At 64.8% G+C, this 16,663-nt stretch carries 18 protein-coding genes and 1 pseudogene; 6 read left to right on the plus strand and 13 right to left on the minus strand.

Features of this window, described 5'->3' with window-relative positions; genetic code table 11:
- Positions 1 to 10 precede the first annotated feature (10 nt).
- Entirely contained in the window at positions 11 to 727 is a 717-nt protein-coding gene (locus BLV07_RS22305) for a DUF599 domain-containing protein (RefSeq protein WP_091889813.1), read from the plus strand.
- 1,215 nt (positions 728 to 1,942) lie between these two features.
- On the opposite strand, the gene tolA is transcribed toward BLV07_RS22305, so the two are convergent.
- The 4 genes from tolA to mgtE all read right to left on the minus strand — a co-directional run bounded on the left by tolA (position 1,943) and on the right by mgtE (position 5,882).
- Positions 1,943 to 2,893, minus strand: coding sequence for a cell envelope integrity protein TolA (gene tolA, locus BLV07_RS22320; protein ID WP_091889578.1), 951 nt, complete (start codon positions 2,891 to 2,893; stop codon positions 1,943 to 1,945).
- A gap of 49 nt (positions 2,894 to 2,942) precedes the next feature.
- Positions 2,943 to 3,761 carry an aldo/keto reductase gene (locus BLV07_RS22325; protein ID WP_091889580.1) on the minus strand — a complete coding sequence of 273 codons (819 nt, stop codon included), beginning with the start codon at positions 3,759 to 3,761 and terminating at the stop codon, positions 2,943 to 2,945.
- 159 nt (positions 3,762 to 3,920) lie between these two features.
- Positions 3,921 to 4,223, minus strand: a complete 303-nt coding sequence (locus BLV07_RS22330) for a helix-turn-helix domain-containing protein (RefSeq protein WP_091889582.1) — start codon at positions 4,221 to 4,223, stop codon at positions 3,921 to 3,923.
- 237 nt (positions 4,224 to 4,460) lie between these two features.
- Positions 4,461 to 5,882 (minus strand): magnesium transporter, encoded by a 1,422-nt coding sequence (gene mgtE / locus BLV07_RS22335; protein WP_091889584.1) that lies wholly within the window; start codon positions 5,880 to 5,882, stop codon positions 4,461 to 4,463.
- Between the two features lie 116 nt (positions 5,883 to 5,998).
- On the opposite strand from mgtE, the gene BLV07_RS22340 reads away from it, so the two are divergent.
- The gene (locus BLV07_RS22340; protein ID WP_091889816.1) at positions 5,999 to 6,772 is read left to right on the plus strand and encodes a polysaccharide deacetylase family protein; all 774 of its coding nucleotides are present in this window, start codon (positions 5,999 to 6,001) and stop codon (positions 6,770 to 6,772) included.
- A gap of 181 nt (positions 6,773 to 6,953) precedes the next feature.
- Positions 6,954 to 8,225 (plus strand): polysaccharide deacetylase family protein, encoded by a 1,272-nt coding sequence (locus tag BLV07_RS22345; RefSeq protein WP_091889586.1) that lies wholly within the window; start codon positions 6,954 to 6,956, stop codon positions 8,223 to 8,225.
- 4 nt (positions 8,226 to 8,229) lie between these two features.
- On the opposite strand, the gene BLV07_RS22350 is transcribed toward BLV07_RS22345, so the two are convergent.
- Complete coding sequence (locus BLV07_RS22350) at positions 8,230 to 8,604, minus strand: hypothetical protein (RefSeq protein ID WP_091889588.1); 375 nt, start codon at positions 8,602 to 8,604, stop codon at positions 8,230 to 8,232.
- A gap of 288 nt (positions 8,605 to 8,892) precedes the next feature.
- Between BLV07_RS22350 and BLV07_RS47700 the strand changes: the two genes are divergently transcribed.
- Positions 8,893 to 9,150: a hypothetical protein gene (locus BLV07_RS47700; protein ID WP_212092892.1), complete on the plus strand. Its 258-nt coding sequence runs from the start codon at positions 8,893 to 8,895 to the stop codon at positions 9,148 to 9,150.
- 20 nt (positions 9,151 to 9,170) lie between these two features.
- Here the strand turns inward: BLV07_RS47700 and BLV07_RS22360 are convergent, their stop codons facing one another.
- From BLV07_RS22360 to BLV07_RS22375, 4 genes are all read right to left on the minus strand, one after another.
- Entirely contained in the window at positions 9,171 to 9,359 is a 189-nt protein-coding gene (locus BLV07_RS22360; protein WP_091889590.1) for a hypothetical protein, read from the minus strand.
- A gap of 13 nt (positions 9,360 to 9,372) precedes the next feature.
- Entirely contained in the window at positions 9,373 to 9,702 is a 330-nt protein-coding gene (locus BLV07_RS22365; protein WP_091889592.1) for a four-helix bundle copper-binding protein, read from the minus strand.
- Between the two features lie 82 nt (positions 9,703 to 9,784).
- A complete protein-coding gene (locus BLV07_RS22370) occupies positions 9,785 to 10,861 on the minus strand; it encodes a flavodoxin family protein (RefSeq protein ID WP_091889594.1) in 1,077 nt (358 codons plus the stop codon).
- 65 nt (positions 10,862 to 10,926) lie between these two features.
- Positions 10,927 to 11,118, minus strand: a complete 192-nt coding sequence (locus BLV07_RS22375) for a hypothetical protein (protein WP_244551174.1) — start codon at positions 11,116 to 11,118, stop codon at positions 10,927 to 10,929.
- Positions 11,119 to 11,334: 216 nt separating this feature from the next.
- Between BLV07_RS22375 and BLV07_RS22380 the strand changes: the two genes are divergently transcribed.
- On the plus strand, positions 11,335 to 11,625 hold the full coding sequence (locus BLV07_RS22380; RefSeq protein WP_091889596.1) for a hypothetical protein: 291 nt from the start codon (positions 11,335 to 11,337) through the stop codon (positions 11,623 to 11,625).
- Between the two features lie 170 nt (positions 11,626 to 11,795).
- On the opposite strand, the pseudogene BLV07_RS48930 reads toward BLV07_RS22380, so the two are convergent.
- The 3 genes and pseudogenes from BLV07_RS48930 to BLV07_RS22395 form a co-directional block, all read right to left on the minus strand.
- Positions 11,796 to 11,995, minus strand: a pseudogene (locus tag BLV07_RS48930) (hypothetical protein).
- Positions 11,996 to 12,277: 282 nt separating this feature from the next.
- Positions 12,278 to 13,087 carry a Crp/Fnr family transcriptional regulator gene (locus BLV07_RS22390; RefSeq protein WP_091889598.1) on the minus strand — a complete coding sequence of 270 codons (810 nt, stop codon included), beginning with the start codon at positions 13,085 to 13,087 and terminating at the stop codon, positions 12,278 to 12,280.
- The gene (locus BLV07_RS22395) at positions 13,087 to 14,850 is read right to left on the minus strand and encodes a chemotaxis protein CheB (protein ID WP_502690202.1); all 1,764 of its coding nucleotides are present in this window, start codon (positions 14,848 to 14,850) and stop codon (positions 13,087 to 13,089) included. Before BLV07_RS22395 ends, BLV07_RS22390 begins: the two co-directional genes overlap by 1 nt.
- A 440-nt stretch (positions 14,851 to 15,290) precedes the next feature.
- Between BLV07_RS22395 and BLV07_RS22400 the strand changes: the two genes are divergently transcribed.
- On the plus strand, positions 15,291 to 15,689 hold the full coding sequence (locus BLV07_RS22400) for a response regulator (RefSeq protein WP_091889601.1): 399 nt from the start codon (positions 15,291 to 15,293) through the stop codon (positions 15,687 to 15,689).
- A gap of 312 nt (positions 15,690 to 16,001) precedes the next feature.
- On the opposite strand, the gene BLV07_RS22405 is transcribed toward BLV07_RS22400, so the two are convergent.
- Complete coding sequence (locus BLV07_RS22405; protein ID WP_091889603.1) at positions 16,002 to 16,610, minus strand: cysteine hydrolase family protein; 609 nt, start codon at positions 16,608 to 16,610, stop codon at positions 16,002 to 16,004.
- Between the last annotated feature and the right edge of the window lie 53 nt (positions 16,611 to 16,663).

Consider the following 16,663-nt stretch of genomic DNA (forward strand, 5'->3'; position numbering starts at 1 on the left):
GGAGAAGGACATGAGCAGGCACTGGGTCGACATCACCGCCGTCGGCTTCTTCATCATCGAATGGCTGGCCTACGCGCTGACGCTGGAGCATTCGGCCTATGGCCGCGACAGCCTGTCGGCGCGCATGAACCGCTATCGCGAGGTCTGGGTGCGCCAGCTGCTCGACCGCGACACGCGCATGGTCGACATGCAGATCATGGCCTCGCTCCAGAACGGCACCGCCTTCTTCGCCTCCACCAGCCTGTTCGCGCTCGGCGGCGCACTGGCGCTGCTGCACGCCACCAACGACGCCATCACCATTCTGAGCAAGCTGCCGATCGACCTCAGCCCCTCGCCCGCACTGTGGGAGCTGAAATGCGTCGGGCTGGTGCTGATCTGCGTCTACGCCTTCTTCAAGTTCGCCTGGGCCTATCGCCTGTTCAACTACGTCGCGATCCTGTTCGGCGGCATGCCGCCGGCCTCCCAGCGCGACACGGCGGAGGCCGAAGCCCATGTCATCCGCACCTCGCGCCTGTTCGAATCCGCCGGCCGTCATTTCAACCGCGGCCAGCGCGCCTTCTTCTTCGCGCTCGGCTATCTCGGCTGGTTCGTCAGCCCCTGGCTGCTGTTCGTGACCACGGCGGCTGTGGTGGTCGTGACCTGGCGACGGCAGTTCGCGTCCAGCGCCTGGGCGGCGATGGCGCCGGAGGTGGTGGCTGATGACGAGGAGAAGAAGCGCGGTCATTGAGGCGTCCGCGCAGCAACGGCAAAGTATCGCGCACGCTTTCTCCACGTCGTCATTGCGAGGGGAGCGAAGCAATCTAGAGTCTTTCCGCGGCAAGACTCTGGATTGCTTCGTCGCAAGGGCTCCTCGCAATGACGGAGCAAGGGGCGCTGCCGTCGTCCTCCAAATGCCACTGTCATTCCCCGCCACCGGGTCTCGCCTTCGGCGAGCCCGATGACAGGCTCCGGCGGGGAATCCAGTACGTCGCGGCCTCTCGGTTCAATCACAAGTATCTCGGAGTACTGGATCGCCCGGTCGAGCCGGGCGATGACAGCGAGTTTGTGGCGTGCGCGTGCCACAGGCTCGTCATTGCGAGCGCAAGCGAAGCAATCCAGAATCCCTCCGCGGCAAGATTCTGGATTGCTTCGTCGCAAGGGCTCCTCGCAATGACGGAGCAAAGGGGCAATGGCGTCGTTCTCCAATTCGCATCTGCGTTGCAGACACGCCTTCGCATTCTCGCGACGGATTTCGCCCGAGCTTTGCTTGATCTCTCCCCCCCTTGAAACCAAGAGGGCGCAGGGAAGGCCGGGTGCCGGCTGGCACCCGCGGTCCGCTGCGCGAAAAGCACACGCAGAGAAGACCGCACAGCAGCATACAGGTGAAGCCCAACACACGGCCTTCCCTGCACAGTGGTTGGACGGCTTATGCCGCGCTCTCCCGGGAGCCGAATTCCTTCTGGCCTCCCTCACCCCGGCGAAAGTCGCCGGCACCGCGCCGGTTGACGCCAATGCCGCATCCGCCAGGGCTTGACCGTAGCAACGACGGCCAGGACCACACGGTTTTGCCGTACGCGCGGTTCGCCTGCGCCACAGGGTTCGACGGCGTTGTGCACGTTGCCATCGAAATGCTGGCGCGACGAACCTGACAGCGCCGTCCGTCTGCGCGAAACTTTAGGGCTCACGGAGAGCAATCCGCCCTGCCCGCAGCTTTCGCGCCCGACGCTGCCGCGTCCACCGCAGCCCGGCTCTGCGATCATCACGACACATGATCGCCCCTCAAGGGTGAGCCGGGATGGGCGACACATACGCCAATTCCGAATTTCGGTAAAGCGGAATATTTTTGCGAGCTGGGATTGACTGAGGGGCGACACAGCAAAATCCCGCATCCCGGATGGAGCGCCAGCGTAATCCGGGACGATGCGAGATGCCGGGCGCTCCGTCCGGGCTACACGACCACACGCTACGATCCGAAGTCCTTTGGGCTGAACGGCAAATCCAACACCTTCCATTCCCCGTACAAGGCGGCCGGCAGCATCTTGTAGGGCTGGCAGCTCTGGAGCGCGCTCATTGCGGACTTCACCAGGGCGACGCCCTTCGCGGATGGCGGGGCCGCCATCAGGATCGGCTCGCGCGCCAGTGTGCCGTCGGTGGCGAGCACCGTACGCAGCTTGATGTGGATGTTGTCGGTCGGCGCGACCCCGGCCGGCAGCTTGGCGCAGCTTTTCAGGTGACGGCGTAGCTCGGCGATGACCTCGGGTGGCAGCTTGGCGGCGATCGAATCCTTGGCGTCGCCGCCGTCGTCCTTGGGAGTGTCCTTGGGCAGCTCCGTCGGCAATGCAGGCGGCAGGCCCAGCATGACGCCGTATTTGACGGTGACGTCAGGCTCCGGCGCCTGGTAGGCCGGCGGCGGCGCGCCCTGGGGCTGCTGCATCGCCTGTGACGGCGGCGGCTGCATCGGCGGCTGCGGCATCGCCTGTGGCAGCGATTGCGGTATCGGTTGAGGCTGGGCTTGCGGCGGAGGCTGTTGCGGCTGTGCGTTGGCCTCGCGCGGCTTTGGTGAAGGCGAAGGCTGCTGTTGCGGGGAGCGTTGCGGCTCGGGCGAAGCCTGCGGTGATGGCGATGGCGCGGCCTGCTGCTTGGCCGCCGCATCCGACTTGTCGGTGAAATCCAGCTTCGGCAGTTTCAGGTCGGGCGTCGGCTCCGGCGGCTTCTCCTTTGCCGCCTCCTTCGTCTCCTGCTCCTTGATCTCTTCCTTCACCTGCTCCGGCGTGACGATGTCGACCGAAACAGTCTCGGGCGCCGCGGCGTGGAACGGATGGACCTCGCTGATCAGGATGATCAGCGCCACCAGCGTCAGATGCGCGATCGCCGACGCCGCGATGTCCGTCCGTATGATATTCCGCAGTTCCATCGACTGACTTCGGGTTGCCGCGCTGGTCCTAGCATACCCCGGGCCCCCCTCAATCCCATTTCGGCGCGAAGCCGAAATCGGTCAGGCGGCCCTTGGGGTGGGCCAGCGCGGCGATCCGGCTCATCTCGTCCTCCGACAGCTCGAAATCGAAGATCTCGATGTTTTCCGACAGGCGCTCGACGCGCGAGGTGCGCGGGATCGCAGCGACATTCTGCTGCACCAGCCAGCGCAGGCACACCTGTGCCGGCGTCTTGCGATGGGCGCGGCCGATCTCCGCGAGCGTCTGGTCGGTCTTGATGCGACCCTTGGCGATGGGACTGTAGGCGACGAGGGCAAGACCATGCTGGTCGCAAGCCGCCCTCACCTTCCCCTGGTCGAGATAAGGGTGATATTCGACCTGGTTGCAGGCGAGCGGCTCGGGCGATAACGCCACCGCCTGCTCGATCAGCGCCACCGTGAAATTGGAAACGCCGATATGGCGGGTCAGGCCCATCGTCTTCGCATGCGATAGCGCTCCAAGCGTCTCCGCCAGCGGCACGTGCGAATTCGGCCAGTGCAGCAGCAACAGATCGACGGAGGGAAGCCGCAGGCGGGCGAGGCTCTCCTTGACCGAGCGCTCGAGATCGTGGGGCGCGAAATGATTGGTCCAGACCTTTGTGGTGAGGAAGATGTCGTCGCGGCGCACGCCCGAGGACCGCAAGCCGTCGCCGACCTCGCGCTCGTTGTCATAGACCTGCGCGGTGTCGATGTGGCGATAGCCGAGCCGCAGCGCCTGCTCGACCACGCGCGCGGCCGGCCGGCCGTCCAATTCCCAGGTCCCGAGCCCGATCGCCGGAATCCTTGCACCATTGGCCTCGACGAACAGCATGAGGAATCCTCTCTGTTGCGGGCAGCCCCAAATCAACCAGGCGTCATTATGGACCCGGCCCATGTCACTGCCAACGGAAGCCCGCGGCCGTTCGGCCAGATATTCAGCGCAATGCTAACGTGAGGTTCGCGTCGAGCTCTTGGCGTCAGGCCTTGGTCATCAGACCTTGGCGAGCGCCTGGAACACCGTATCCGGTGCATGCGCGATCACGGCGAGCAGCGCGCGGGCCGGTCCCCGCGGGGCGCGCTTGCCCTGCTCCCAATTGCGGATGGTCTCGACGGGGACGCCGAGTTTTGCGGCGAACTCCATCTGGGTGAGACGGGCGCGGCGGCGCAAATCGCGCACCGCGAGCGGGCCGGTGTCGCCCGACGCGGCATTGGCCGCCGGCCGGACCGGAAATTCCTGCCCGTCCCGCAATTCGACGATCCGCCCGTCCGCCTTCAGCCGCAACCGCATGCTCATTCCCCCAAGCGCGGACGATGATGCGGCAGGTCGCTTAAGTTCGGATTAAAGATACCGAGGTCTCGTGCCCCGGACGCGGCGCGCCCGGGACAGGGAGTGAGGAGCCCCCCGTGCCCACCCCGTCATTGCGAGGAGCTCTTGCGACGAAGCAATCCAGACTGCCACCGCGGAGGGTTTCTGGATTGCTTCGCTGCGCTCGCAATGACGGGGACAGAGCGCGGCGCCTCAAACTACCTCCTACTTCAACCCGAACCAGAGCGTCGCAATACCGAGGAAGGAGAAGAAGCCGACGACGTCGGTCACGGTGGTGACGAAGGTGCCGGACGCCACCGCCGGGTCTGCCCTGACACGGTCGAGCGCCATCGGGATCAGGATGCCGCCGAGCGCGCCGGCGACGAGATTGCAGATGATGGCAAGCCCGATGACGATGCCGAGGCCGGGGATCTTGAACCAGGCCACCGCCGCGATCCCCGTGATCACGGCAAAGGCGAGACCGTTGACGAGGCCGACCAGGCTCTCGCGGATCACCACGCGCCAGGCGTTGAAGGAGCCGAGCTCACGGGTCGCGAGCGCCCGCACGGCGACCGTCATGGTCTGGGTCGCGGCATTGCCGCCCTGGCTCGCCACAATCGGTGCCAGCACGGCGAGCGCCACCATCTTCTCGAGCTGGCCTTCGAACAGGCCGAGCACGGAGGACGCCAGGAACGCGGTGGCGAGGTTGACCAGCAGCCAGTTGAAGCGGCCGCGGGCGATGGTGAGAAACGTGTCCGACAGCTCTTCGTCGCTGGTGACGCCGCCGAGCGCCTTGAGGTCCTCGTCCGCCTCCTCCTCGATGACGTCGACGACGTCGTCGACGGTGATGACGCCGACCAGGCGGTCCTGGGTGTCGAGCACGGGCGCTGCGACGAGATTGTACTTGCCGAACATGCGCGCCACCTCCTCCTGGTCCTCCAGGACGGAGACGCGGCGGCGGTCCTCGTCGGTCAGCTCGGTGAGCGGCACCGGACGGCGCGCGCGCAGCAGCACGTCGAGCGGCACCGCGCCCTGCCAGTGCTGGTCCTTGTCGACGACGTAGATCTCGTAGAAGCGGTCGGGCAGATCCGGCGTCTCGCGCATGTAGTCGATGGCCTGGCCCACGGTGAAGTCCTGGGGCACCGCGATGAACTCGGTCTGCATCCGGCGGCCGGCGGAATTTTCCGGATACAGCAGGCTGCGCTCGAGCGCGACGCGCTCGCGCAGCGGCAGCTTCTCGAGAATTTCCTCCTGATCCTCGGCGTCGAGGGTCTCCAGCAGCTCGACCGCGTCGTCGGATTCGAGCTCGCGGACACCTTCTGCGACCGTCTCCGGCGGCAGTTCCTCGAGGATCTCCTCGCGCACGGCCTCGTCGACCTCGTTCAGCGCGGAGAAGTCGAAGTCGCGCCCGGTCAGCTCGACCAGGCGGACCCGGTCGTCGGGCTGCAATGCGCCGATCAGGTCGCCGAGGTCGGCCTCGTGCAGCTCGGCGACGATCGCGCGCAGCTGTGCGGAGTCTGCGGCCTCGATCGCATGCGCGATCTCCTCGACGAATTCGTGCCGAATTTCGCCGTCTTCATTGCGCATCGGCACGTGCTCGAGTACCGAATCCGCAGCGGGAGGGGCAACGTCCATTTGTTCATCCATGGCGCGCCTCGCCGTTTGACAGGTTGGATCAGATGGTCTGGGCTGACGGCTCAGGCAATACCCACAAGCGAACTGCGAGCGCAATGACAAAGATGCATCGGCCGGAATGGACCTCGATGGCGCTGGGCGCGGTGCTGGCCGGCCTTATCGGCGCGACCTCGCTTGAAGCCGCCGAGTGCCCGCGCAAGGACGCGCTCGGCACCGCGCGCGTTCTGAGCGTCGACGCCAAGACCACCCCGCGCGTGGGCCTGAAGAGCTTTCCGCAGACGCTGCCGCTCGCCGACCGCGAGGTCGTGCTGACCTTCGATGACGGCCCGCATCCGCCGACCACCTCGAAGGTGCTAGCGGCGCTGGCGCAGGAATGCGTGCGTGCGACCTTCTTCCTGATCGGCCTGCACGCCTCCCAGCATCCAGACATGGTCAAGCGCATCGCCAGCGAGGGCCACACCATCGGCCATCACACCTTCTCGCACCCGTTCATGGCGCGGCTTCCGCTCGACAAGGCGAAGAGCGAGATCGACCGCGGCATCGCGGCCGACGAGATGGCGCTGCACGGGGTGTCGACCACGACGCCCTCGACGCCGTTCTTCCGCTTCCCCTATTTCGAGGCAACGCCAGGACAGCTCGACCTGCTCCAGGCGCGCGGCATCGTCGTGTTCGGGGCTGACCTCTGGGCCAGCGACTGGAACGAGATGACGCCGGAGCAGGAATTGAAGCTCATCACCGAGCGCCTCGCCGCCAGCGGCAAGGGCATCATCCTCTTCCACGACCCCAAGGCGCGTACGGCCGCGATCATGCCGGCCTTCCTGCGGTATCTGAGGGAGAATGGCTATCGGGTGGTTCACATCGCGCCGGCCGGCGCCGTTCAGAAGCATGCCGACGCGCATTGATGCCGGAATGTCACGCCGGCGCAAAATGGGGTGATTTAGGCTCTATTAACACTCTGTTCATGCTAGCCCATGCAAATGGTCGGGGGACCTGTCGTGGGAAAGGGTTCTTGCGCCTGAACCGGTTTCCAGACGTCTCCGACCTATTAAGGCGGCCATCGCATATGGGGGCAGACGAAGGTTCATGATCGGAAGTAGCGTTGTTTCGCGGACGCGATCGTGGAGCGCCCTTGGCCTGTTGTTGGGATTGCTGACCACCGCTTCGCCGGCGGCGCTCGCGGCCGACTGTCCCGGCCATCCGGACGCGCTCGGGACTTCCCGCACCCTCGTGGTCGATCCGCGCGAGCATCCGCTGATCGGCACCATGCAATATCGCGAAACGCTGCCACTGAAGGACCATGAGGTGGTCCTGACCTTCGACGACGGTCCGCTGCCGAAATATTCCAACCAGGTGCTCCAGATCCTCGCCGACGAGTGCATCAAGGCGACCTTCTTCATCATCGGCAACCAGGCCAAGGCCAATCCGGAAGGGGTGCGCAAGCTGGTGGCGGCGGGCCACACCGTCGGCACGCATAGCATGGACCATCCGCTGACGTTCGACCGGATGCCGATCGAGAAGGCCGAGGCCGAGATCAACGGCGGCATCGAATGGACCTCGGCCGCGATGACCGATCCGTCCAAGCTCGCGCCGTTCTTCCGCATTCCCGGCCTGATGCGCGCCGAAGGCGTCGAGAACCACCTGATCTCGCGCGGCATCCAGGTCTGGAGCGCCGATTTCCCCGCCGACGACTGGCGCCATGTCTCGTCCGACCGGGTCTATCAGCTCGCGATCCAGCGGCTGGAGGCCAAGGGCAAGGGCATCCTGCTGCTGCACGACATCCAGGCCCGCACGGTGGCGGCGCTGCCGAAGATCATCCGCGACCTCAAGGCACGCGGCTATCGCATCGTCCATGTGGTGCCTGCGACCGCCGATCGGCCGGCCACACCGACGACGCCAGTGGAATGGCTGCTGCATCCGCCGACCGAGACGACGCCGATCGCGCGCTGGCCGCGCGTGCCGAATTTCGTGTTCGCGCAGACCGGGACGCTGCCGGCGCCCGCTGTTGCCGATCTCAATGCGCAGACCGAGCATCAGCCACTGCTGCCGCGCCGGACCATGGCGCTGGCGAATGTCGCGGCCACCCTGCCCGTGCCGGACCGCGACCTGTTTGCGATTCCCGAGGGCTCGGTCGAGGTGCTGCTGTCGACGACCGCCTCACGGCGCGCCGCGACGCGGCTGGCCATGGCAGCCGAGAGGCCTCATCCGGCCAAGGGCAAGGCCGCCAAATCGCCGGGACGGCGGACGGCACATGCCGCGCATGGCACACCGAAGCACGCTGCGCAGGCCAACACCACGGCGCCCAAGCCCGCCGCGCCGCGTCCGACCGGGGTCGCCAGCCTGAAGAAGCGCGCTTAAAGCCCTACTGCCGCATGATCGCGGCGACGCAGAGCAGCACGATCAACGCCAGGAAGAACAGGTCCATATAGGACTTGAGCTCGCCGTCGCGCCGCAGCCGCGCAACGTCGGCGACCACCTGCTTGCGCGCCGAGGTTCCGCCCGAACCATCATTGATCGGGGCCTGAAGCCGCCGCGTCTCGGCCTCCAGCTTTTCGATCTTCTGGAAGAAATAGAACGCGCGCAGCGTCGAGGCTGCGCGCATGGCGGCATAGACCAGCACCAGGATCGCCAGGATCGCCCGGTTCGGATACTTCTCCATGAAGTTCAGGCTGAAATAGACCACCGCCATGAACGCGAAATTGGTGATGAAGCGGTAGACGAAGCTAAGAAAAACCATGCTGGCTCGAGCCTTGAAGGGGTAGCGCAACCGGATCGTCGCGCCTACGGGATCAGGGGCCAGACCGGAGCAGCCGGCCTGGATGCCGTGCAGGCCCGTCTACGCCAAGTTTGTTTCAACAAAGATACTTTCGCCCCGCAACTCGCCGCCTTTTAGCCACACGCTGCCATATTGCAAGCCGGAGAACGCCGTCGCCCCATTCCCGCGCCGCTCGCCCGCAACGGCTCAATGGCGATTTGGCGAAAGTCGCGATAGACTATCGACCACCGCTACATGTGGGGTCTGCCGATGCCGAAGAAGGGAATCACGGGCCACGACGACTGGGTTCTGACCGAGGCGCTTGCGACCGCGCTGGTCGCGCTGGAGCAGCTCGAGCCAAAGCACCGGCCGAACGCGCATATGGACGACATCCGCAAGATGCTCTCGAACGGCAAGGAGCCGGCGGCGGTGAGCCTGCACCTGGCTCAGGCCAAATGCCGTCTGTTTCCCGACCTCGATCCGCTGGAGATCTACCGGGAATACGGTATCGGCGAGGAATACGGCTAAACGGCCGGTCGACGACCGAGCTAAGGGCCGCCGGCCACTGATCCCGCGATCACCATGACCAGGGCGCCAAGGTCGACCTTGCCGTTGACGGTCAGCTCCTCCGAGCGTTTCACATCGTCCGAGCCTTGAACCTTGAGCGCTTGGGGCCGGTCGGCGGCTTGTCTTTGCAGCTCGCCGATGATGGCTTCCTTGAGTTTCTCTTCCAGCATGGGCTTTGTCCTTTCAGGCCGCCATCGCGCGGCAGGATTGGGCGCACGAGCGGCACATCGCGACGCATTCCTCCATGCCGCCGATCCGCTCGCAATCCTCGGCGCATTCGGTGCAGATTTCCGCGCATTCGCCGCAGGTGTGCTTGTGATGCGGCGTGTTGATCAGCATGAAATGCGCGGCCGTCCGGCACATCTCCGCGCAGGCCATCATCAGGCGGAAGTGCTTCGGCTCCACGTGCTTGCCGCCGGTCTCGAGGCAGTGGTTCATCGCGGTGCCGAGGCAGATCTGGTAGCAGCTCATGCAGAGCCCGATGCAGCGGGTCATGTCTTCGGATTGAGCCATCCGTCCTCTCCAATCGCGCGCCCCACTCGCTCGACCAAAGCGGGGCCACGCGCTTCGTTCCAGGTTCCGGTCGTCGCGCTGGTCATTTGGGGTTTGGGTCCGCAAGACCGGCACCGGGCTCCTCGAGCCGCCCGCCCCGCGCCAGCCGGACCGCGTTGCCGAGCGCGCGCGCTGCATTCTGCACCTGCTGCTGGAATTCGTCGTCTTCGTCGAGCTCGCGGTGCGAGGTGGCGTATGGCTCCATGTAGCCGACATAGCCGTCGAGCTCGGCAAAGCGGCCCGCCGAGGTCAGCTGCATGTCTGTCAGCCAGTCGGACAAGGCGCGCCGCACGTCCTCGGCGCCGACCGCATCGCCGTGAACGACGATGCCGAAATGACGGCCGGCGAGATGACGCGGATAAGACCAGCCCTTCAGCTCCATCGCCTTGGCTTCGGCTGCCTTCTTGCCGTGGGTCGAGGTCGGATCGGGATTGCCGCCGTCGGCGCAGACCATGCGGTCCATCATCGCCTTGAGCCCGGCCGGCACGTGATACCAGTTCACCGGCGCCACGATCAGGATGCCGTGTGCAGCGACCCAGAGCGGGTAGATCTCGTTCATCCAATCGCCGGTCTGCCCCAGCGAATAATTCGGATAGCAGCTGCACGGCCAGTGACAGAGCGGCATCGCGGTCGCAACGCAGGATTTGCAGGGATGGATATTCTTGCCGAATTCCGAGGCGAGCCGTGACAGATCGAGAATGTCGACGGCAAATCCCATCTCGATGAAGACCGGCTCGGCCAGCTTGACCAGGCGCCAGGTCTTGGACATCTCGCCGGGACAGGTGTGCTCGCTGCGGGCCGAGCCGTTGATGATCAGGATCCGCGGCGTCTCGGCGGCATCGTCATGCCGACGCTGCGCCGCAAGCACGGCGGCGCGCGCCTCCAGCCAATCGACGGCGATGTCGTAATCGGGATCGGCGAAGCCCGCGCCCGCCTTGCGCGTCAGCGGCGCCTTGCGCGAATGGCTGTAAGCGTCCCAGGCAGCGCCGACGACGGCATCGAGTTCGCGTTGCAGCGGAGCAAAGGCGGGATCGACGAACTGGCTCCGGTAACGCCGCTCGAACTCCTCGCGCGACAACCTGACGGGCGGCATCCCCTTGCGAATGTCGGCGTCCGTCATGCTGGCTCCTGGCGAAGTCGGTACCGTCCGACCAACCCGGGGCACTGCGTGCGGTTCCCATAACTCTACTGGCGCACCACCTCCTGAGGCAGATCGAAGCGCGCGATGCGCTGGTCGAGCCGCCACAGCTCGATGCGATGCAGCAGCACGAGCGCGGCGGCTTCGCGCTTGGCCTGCTCGTCATTGTCGCAGACGAGATTGATGCATCCGAACACACGCCCGTCCGGCTCGATCTGGAACGCACGATAGTGCTTCATGCTTCCCATCTTCATTGTCCTCGTCGTGGGTAGACGGGTGCCGTGTTTGTAGCTTCCGCCGCACCAACCGGTTCCGGCATTTCAATAAGTTAACAGTGCTGATTTTGCTCGCCGCGGCGAAGCGCAGCAGCGCTCGCGTCGTCACCGCAGTTTCGGATTGCGCCGGAACCGAAATGCTGATTCGCCTGTTCAAGAACGACTTGAAGGAGGATCTTCATGGCAAAAGCAGCAGGGAAACGGCCGGGCTCACCGATTGGCCGCAAAGGACCGCGCAAGGCAAATCCCGCCTACAAGCGCCGCTCGCGCGAGCGCTGGACGCCTGCGGACGTGAGCAAGCTGAAGCAGCTCGCGAAAGGCAACACGCCGACGGGCGTCATGAGCGTCAAGCTTCAGCGACCGGTCGCAGCCATTCGCAGCGGGCCGCAGCGCGAAGGGATTTCGCTGCGGCCCGCCAACCGCTCGCTCTACAACCGGCGAACCAAAGCCGCGAAGCGGAAGCGGCGTTGACGATAGGCACCGCCGGGTGACAACCGGACGCAACGGGGACGATGGACGTGGTGCTCATTTTTCGGGTTTCTGCCCAAGACATCAGCCATCAGCGCATCGGTACGCGCCGACATCCAACCCGTTCCCGGCGCGTGCAACCGGACGTGCTGCACGCTCCAACCGCGGCTGCATTAGTCCGGCGGCTGCAAGCCCGGCGACCTCAGCCACTCACTCATCTGAGACCCTGTTTCCGCCTGACGCGCCTTGCGCAACATCTCGTCGCGCCCGCGCCGGGCGGAAGCGATTTGGCTTCTTCGCGCAGCCGCTCCGCTTCGGCAGCCAACCGGATTTCCAGCGGGTCCGTTTGCTTGAATCGACGCCGCATCGACATCAGGCGTCTCCCTGTTTCTGGGCGGAGCGCGTCGTTGCGTTCTCGTCACTCCTCAGTTTCGCAGTCCCTCACTGCGGCGGGAGATTAACGTTCCGGAGGTGGAACGGTTGCCTGTTCCGTGCAAAAGTTCGCGATCAGCGCTCCTCGTTGTCCCGGCGAGCCTTGATTTTCCGGGCGCAGCATGGCTGCTGTCCATGATGGGCGAGACGCAAAGCCACATCCCCCCTTTCAACTGCAATTGAACGCGAGCGGACGGCCCGAGACGCTTCCTACTAACCTATGTTAATCTTGTAGCCGAGATGTCCTATGCCGGATTTGTTGCTCCCGCCTGGCATCATCGGTCGTTTCAGCCCCTCGATACAGTTGCAGATAGCTCGGCGAGTACAGCGCTGCGTCCTTGAGCGCGTCGAGGTCGGGAATCGTCAGGGTCCGCTCGCGCAAGGTGATCAGGCCCGACGCGCGCAACTCCTGAAGAGTCCGATTGAGGTGAACCACGGATAGTCCCGTGGCATCGGCCAGATCCATTTGCGTCACGGGCATGACGCAGGAATCGCCTTCGACCATCCCCACGGGGCGAAGCCGCTCGAAAATTTCGCAGAACAGATGGGCCACGCGCTCCGCTGCCGCGCGGCGGCCGAGATTGATGGCCCATTCGCGCTGGATGGCGATATTGACGAGGGTCTCGCACCAGAATGCTTCGGCGAGCGCGCGGTCCCCGGCCAGCAGGCTCTCGAAGCGCGCGCGCTTGATTTCACTGTAAATGACCGGCGTCATCGTCGCGATGGAATGGTCCATCACCGAGAGCAGGAATGCGTGTGCGTCGCAGCTTTCACCGGGAAAGATGAAATTGACGATCTGGCGGCGGCCATCCTCCAGCGTCTTGTAGCGGCAGAGCCAGCCCGACAGCACCACGCGGACGCTGTCGACGGCATCACCTTCCGTGATCAGATCCTCGCTCGATCTGGCGCGCTGGAGGCCTTCCAGCACGGCGTATTCGAGTGATGCACGTGCCTCTTCCGACAAGGGCCTCAGCACGTTCAGCCGGCGGACGACCGGCTCCACCAGGCTGCGGTCGGACATCGACAATGACATCAGTCAGCCACCATCGGCGTATGGAAAGTGCGCTTGCTCAAGGGGATGGTGATCGTGCATTGTAGCCCGGCCGGGCTGAATGTCAGCGTGGTCTGTCCCTTGAACTCGAACGCCAGCGTACGCTCCAGAATTTCGATACCAAAGGCCTTTCGTGCCGGCGGCTTGACCGGCGGACCGCCGCGCTCGCGCCATTCGAACACCAGCTCGGCCGGCTCGGTGCTCTCGTCAAGGCGCCAGGTGATCTCAATGCGTCCGGTCGATTGGCTCAAGGCGCCGTATTTCAGCGCGTTGGTCGCGAGCTCGTGGAGGGCGAGCGCGAAAGTCTCGGCAGCCTTGGGCTGGAAACGCACCTTGGGCCCAGAGACCCGCATCTGCTCGCCTTCGCGAGCATTGTAGGCGAGAAGTTCCTCGACCACGAGATATTCGAGGTCGACGCCGCCCTCGGGATCGCGTGTCACCAGCGCCTGGGTGCGGGCGTAGGCGTTCAGCCGGCCGTCGAGATGGGAGGCATATTCTTCGACGGTCGTGCTGGTTTCCGCCGAGCGGCGGGCGATCGAGCGCACCACGCCAAGCGTGTTGCGGACGCGATGCTGGAGCTCGGCCAACAACAGGCGCTGCCGCTCCTCGGCGCGGGTGATCGCGGTGACGTCGATGAAGGTGATGACCACGCCGGCGATGAAATTGTCGATGCTGCGATAGGGCAGGATGCGGACGATGTAGCGTGTGCCGCTGTCGGGCGCGCTCAGCTCGCGCTCGACGCTCGCCAGCGTTCGCAGCACGCGGCGAATGTCGTCATAGAGCTCCTCGATCGGGATGCGCGCCTTGATGTGGGTGATGGGGCGCCCCGTATCGGTCTCGACCAGATGCAGAACCTGGGTGATCGCAGGCGTGAAATTCATCACGCGCAAATCGTTGTCGAGGAATATGGTCGCGATCTGCGTGCTCTCGAGGAAATTCTTGAGGTCGCTGGTGGCGCGCGTCAACTCCTGGACGCGATGCGCCAGCTCTCCGTTGACGGTGGTCAGCTTCTCGTTGACCGACTGCAGTTCCTCCTTGAGCGACCGGTACTCCTGGTTGGAGGATTTGAGCCCCTCATTGGTCAAATCGTCGACTCCCTGCTTCTCGTCCAACCGTCGCAGGTGGCGGGCATAAACCTGGATGTGCTCCGGAATGTCCTGCGGCGGCAGCACGTAATCCGCGATCGCCGCCGGCGTGTTGGCCTCCTGGAGATGATCCGACTCCTCGCTCGTGACCTCTTCTACGATGGCGAGACCGCCATGATCCTTCAGCGTCGCAGTGCCGAGCGTGCCATCGCCGCCGGTGCCGGACAGGATCACGCCGATCGCCTGCTCGCGCTCTTCCGCCAGCGACACCAGAAAGCTGTCGATGGTGAGCCGCTCGCCGGGGGCGTGTTCGGCCTTGCGGATTGCGAAACGACCGCCCTGGATCGTGGTGATCATCGCCGGCGGACAAAGATAGATCGTACCGCCCTCGATCGTTTCGCCGTCGCTGACGCCGAAGACCTTGTGAGCATTCGAGTTTTGCAGGATCTCGCGCAACCGCGGCTCGTCCAACCCCTCATGATGCCGAAGCGCCAGCACGACGGCCTGGTCGGCCCCAACGGTGAGCTTGGCGAAAAAGCGCTCGATACTGTCCAGAGCGGTCGGCGAGGCGCCCACGCCGATGATCAGCGGGGACCTGATCTGACGCGCTCTTCCGACCGGCTGGTCGCCCACTTCTTGCATGGTTTCGCTAGCTTTCATTGACCGGCCGGGCGAACCGCGTCCCGCCGAGCATATAGCAGAAATAGATGCTATCCCAACGGATGACAGCCAGAAATGGTCCGAGCCATGGCGCCCGTCCCGGGCTTCAGGGGGGATGCCGACCTTACCGCCGGTCTGGTCGCGGGAAAGCAGAGGCTGCGCCGCCGTGGATAGGCCGCGCCGCAACCGCCGGCGGCCTGATAAATCCGGCCGGGCTCAATCTTCATACCGTTCTCCGTACGGCGGATGTGCAGGACGATGATGACGGCAGCCGGCAGATGGGGGCAAATGGTCCAGAATCTGCTTCAGAGCCAGGGGCGTTCCCGCCGAGCCCCCGATGACGATGTACCCATGGAACTCGGGCTTGATTGCGCCGTTTTCAAACAAGGCGGGTCCCGATTTCACGTTCTTACGGGGCTGGAAGCGGAGGCGGGATCACCATGGCGATATCGGCGTCGGGTCAGCGTACACCTCTCACCGGGCGTCGCATTTTCATTGTCGAGGACGAGTATTTTCTCGCCGATGACATCGGCAACGCGTTCCTCGCGCTCGGGGCGGAGATTGCGGGTCCTGCCGGGCATTTCGAGGACGCACTCAAAATCCTGCACGACGGCAGCATGTTGGATGCCGCGGTGCTGGACGTGAACATCCGCAGCGAGATGATCTTTCCGATCGCACGCGAATTGAGGGCGCGCAACGTGCCTTTCGTGTTCACCACTGGCTACGACAAGATCACAGTCGGACCGGAATTCGAAGACGTGCCGCTTCTGGAAAAGCCGATCGACCTCGCCGCGATGGCGCGGAGGCTGGCCGCGCTCATCGCCGATCCGCACGGTTGACGACGGTCAGGCGATCAGAACAGATGCGCGAAAGCGAGCCAGGCGGTAACCGCCAGGCACAAGAAAACCGCGGCGTAAGGTAGCGCGACGCGCAAGACAGGACCCTTCCCGGCCGTTAGCCCATCATCATCCAGATGATCGCTCCCATCATCACCAGGAAACCCGTAATCGCGGTCGCGACAAAGGCTTGTTCAATGCGATCCATCGTCATCGCAGCCCCCTTTCCAGCCGGCATAGTCTGGCCGCTCCGGATGACCCGTGCATTAGGCTATGTGAATCGGCCGACGCGCTGCGTCTGAATGTCCAGCGAATCTAGTCCCGCCAGAACTCCGCCAGCTCCTCCGCGGTGACGAGGTCGACCTGGCCGTGAAAGCGGGTGCGGTACATCGTCATGAGCGCGTCGTGCCCGACGTCGGACGAGCTGCACAGCGCGTCCTCGACGATGACGACCCTGAAGCCGAGATCGACGGCGCTCAGGACCGTCGACAGCACGCAGACATCCGTCTCTGCGCCTGTGATCACGACGGTGCCGACGTTCTTTTCGATCAGTAGGCTCGCAAGACCCGGATTACTGAACGCGGAATAGGCCGGCTTGTCGATGACGGCGGCCGGCGGAACGAACCCGGCCAAGGCCGGCACGAGTTCGAGCCCGGATGGCGGAAGATGTTTTCGCGTCGCCTCGCGCCAGCGCTGGAAATAGCTCTGCCACTGGCCCGGACGGTCTTCCGGATCCTGCGGCGTGATGAAGCGCGTGAAGATCGTTCTGGCCGGATAGCGCGCCGCAATCGAGGCGATCGTCGGCAGGACGCGCTCCATCCAGGGTGTCGCCCAGAGCCCGCCGGGGGCGAAAATGTTCTGCATGTCGATGCAGAGGTGAACGCCATCCCTGATCTCGGCAATCTCCGACGCACTGTCCCTCATCGTCCTCCACCATCAGGCGCTCGGCCACACGCCGCCAGTCGGGCATTTCCGCG

The organism is Bradyrhizobium sp. Rc2d (genome assembly GCF_900099855.1).
Lineage (GTDB): Bacteria > Pseudomonadota > Alphaproteobacteria > Rhizobiales > Xanthobacteraceae > Bradyrhizobium.

Excerpts from the sequence above, each read along its gene's own strand:
- BLV07_RS22305 (WP_091889813.1), top strand. The coding sequence starts at position 11 with ATGAGCAGGCACTGGGTCGACATCACCGCCGTCGGCTTCTTCATCATC.
- tolA (WP_091889578.1), bottom strand. The coding sequence starts at position 2,893 with ATGGAACTGCGGAATATCATACGGACGGACATCGCGGCGTCGGCGATC.
- BLV07_RS22325 (WP_091889580.1), bottom strand. The coding sequence starts at position 3,761 with ATGCTGTTCGTCGAGGCCAATGGTGCAAGGATTCCGGCGATCGGGCTC.
- BLV07_RS22330 (WP_091889582.1), bottom strand. The coding sequence starts at position 4,223 with ATGAGCATGCGGTTGCGGCTGAAGGCGGACGGGCGGATCGTCGAATTG.
- mgtE (WP_091889584.1), bottom strand. The coding sequence starts at position 5,882 with ATGGATGAACAAATGGACGTTGCCCCTCCCGCTGCGGATTCGGTACTC.
- BLV07_RS22340 (WP_091889816.1), top strand. The coding sequence starts at position 5,999 with ATGGCGCTGGGCGCGGTGCTGGCCGGCCTTATCGGCGCGACCTCGCTT.
- BLV07_RS22345 (WP_091889586.1), top strand. The coding sequence starts at position 6,954 with ATGATCGGAAGTAGCGTTGTTTCGCGGACGCGATCGTGGAGCGCCCTT.
- BLV07_RS22350 (WP_091889588.1), bottom strand. The coding sequence starts at position 8,604 with ATGGTTTTTCTTAGCTTCGTCTACCGCTTCATCACCAATTTCGCGTTC.
- BLV07_RS47700 (WP_212092892.1), top strand. The coding sequence starts at position 8,893 with ATGCCGAAGAAGGGAATCACGGGCCACGACGACTGGGTTCTGACCGAG.
- BLV07_RS22360 (WP_091889590.1), bottom strand. The coding sequence starts at position 9,359 with ATGCTGGAAGAGAAACTCAAGGAAGCCATCATCGGCGAGCTGCAAAGA.
- BLV07_RS22365 (WP_091889592.1), bottom strand. The coding sequence starts at position 9,702 with ATGGCTCAATCCGAAGACATGACCCGCTGCATCGGGCTCTGCATGAGC.
- BLV07_RS22370 (WP_091889594.1), bottom strand. The coding sequence starts at position 10,861 with ATGACGGACGCCGACATTCGCAAGGGGATGCCGCCCGTCAGGTTGTCG.
- BLV07_RS22375 (WP_244551174.1), bottom strand. The coding sequence starts at position 11,118 with ATGAAGCACTATCGTGCGTTCCAGATCGAGCCGGACGGGCGTGTGTTC.
- BLV07_RS22380 (WP_091889596.1), top strand. The coding sequence starts at position 11,335 with ATGGCAAAAGCAGCAGGGAAACGGCCGGGCTCACCGATTGGCCGCAAA.
- BLV07_RS22390 (WP_091889598.1), bottom strand. The coding sequence starts at position 13,087 with ATGTCATTGTCGATGTCCGACCGCAGCCTGGTGGAGCCGGTCGTCCGC.
- BLV07_RS22395 (WP_502690202.1), bottom strand. The coding sequence starts at position 14,850 with ATGAAAGCTAGCGAAACCATGCAAGAAGTGGGCGACCAGCCGGTCGGA.
- BLV07_RS22400 (WP_091889601.1), top strand. The coding sequence starts at position 15,291 with ATGGCGATATCGGCGTCGGGTCAGCGTACACCTCTCACCGGGCGTCGC.
- BLV07_RS22405 (WP_091889603.1), bottom strand. The coding sequence starts at position 16,610 with ATGAGGGACAGTGCGTCGGAGATTGCCGAGATCAGGGATGGCGTTCAC.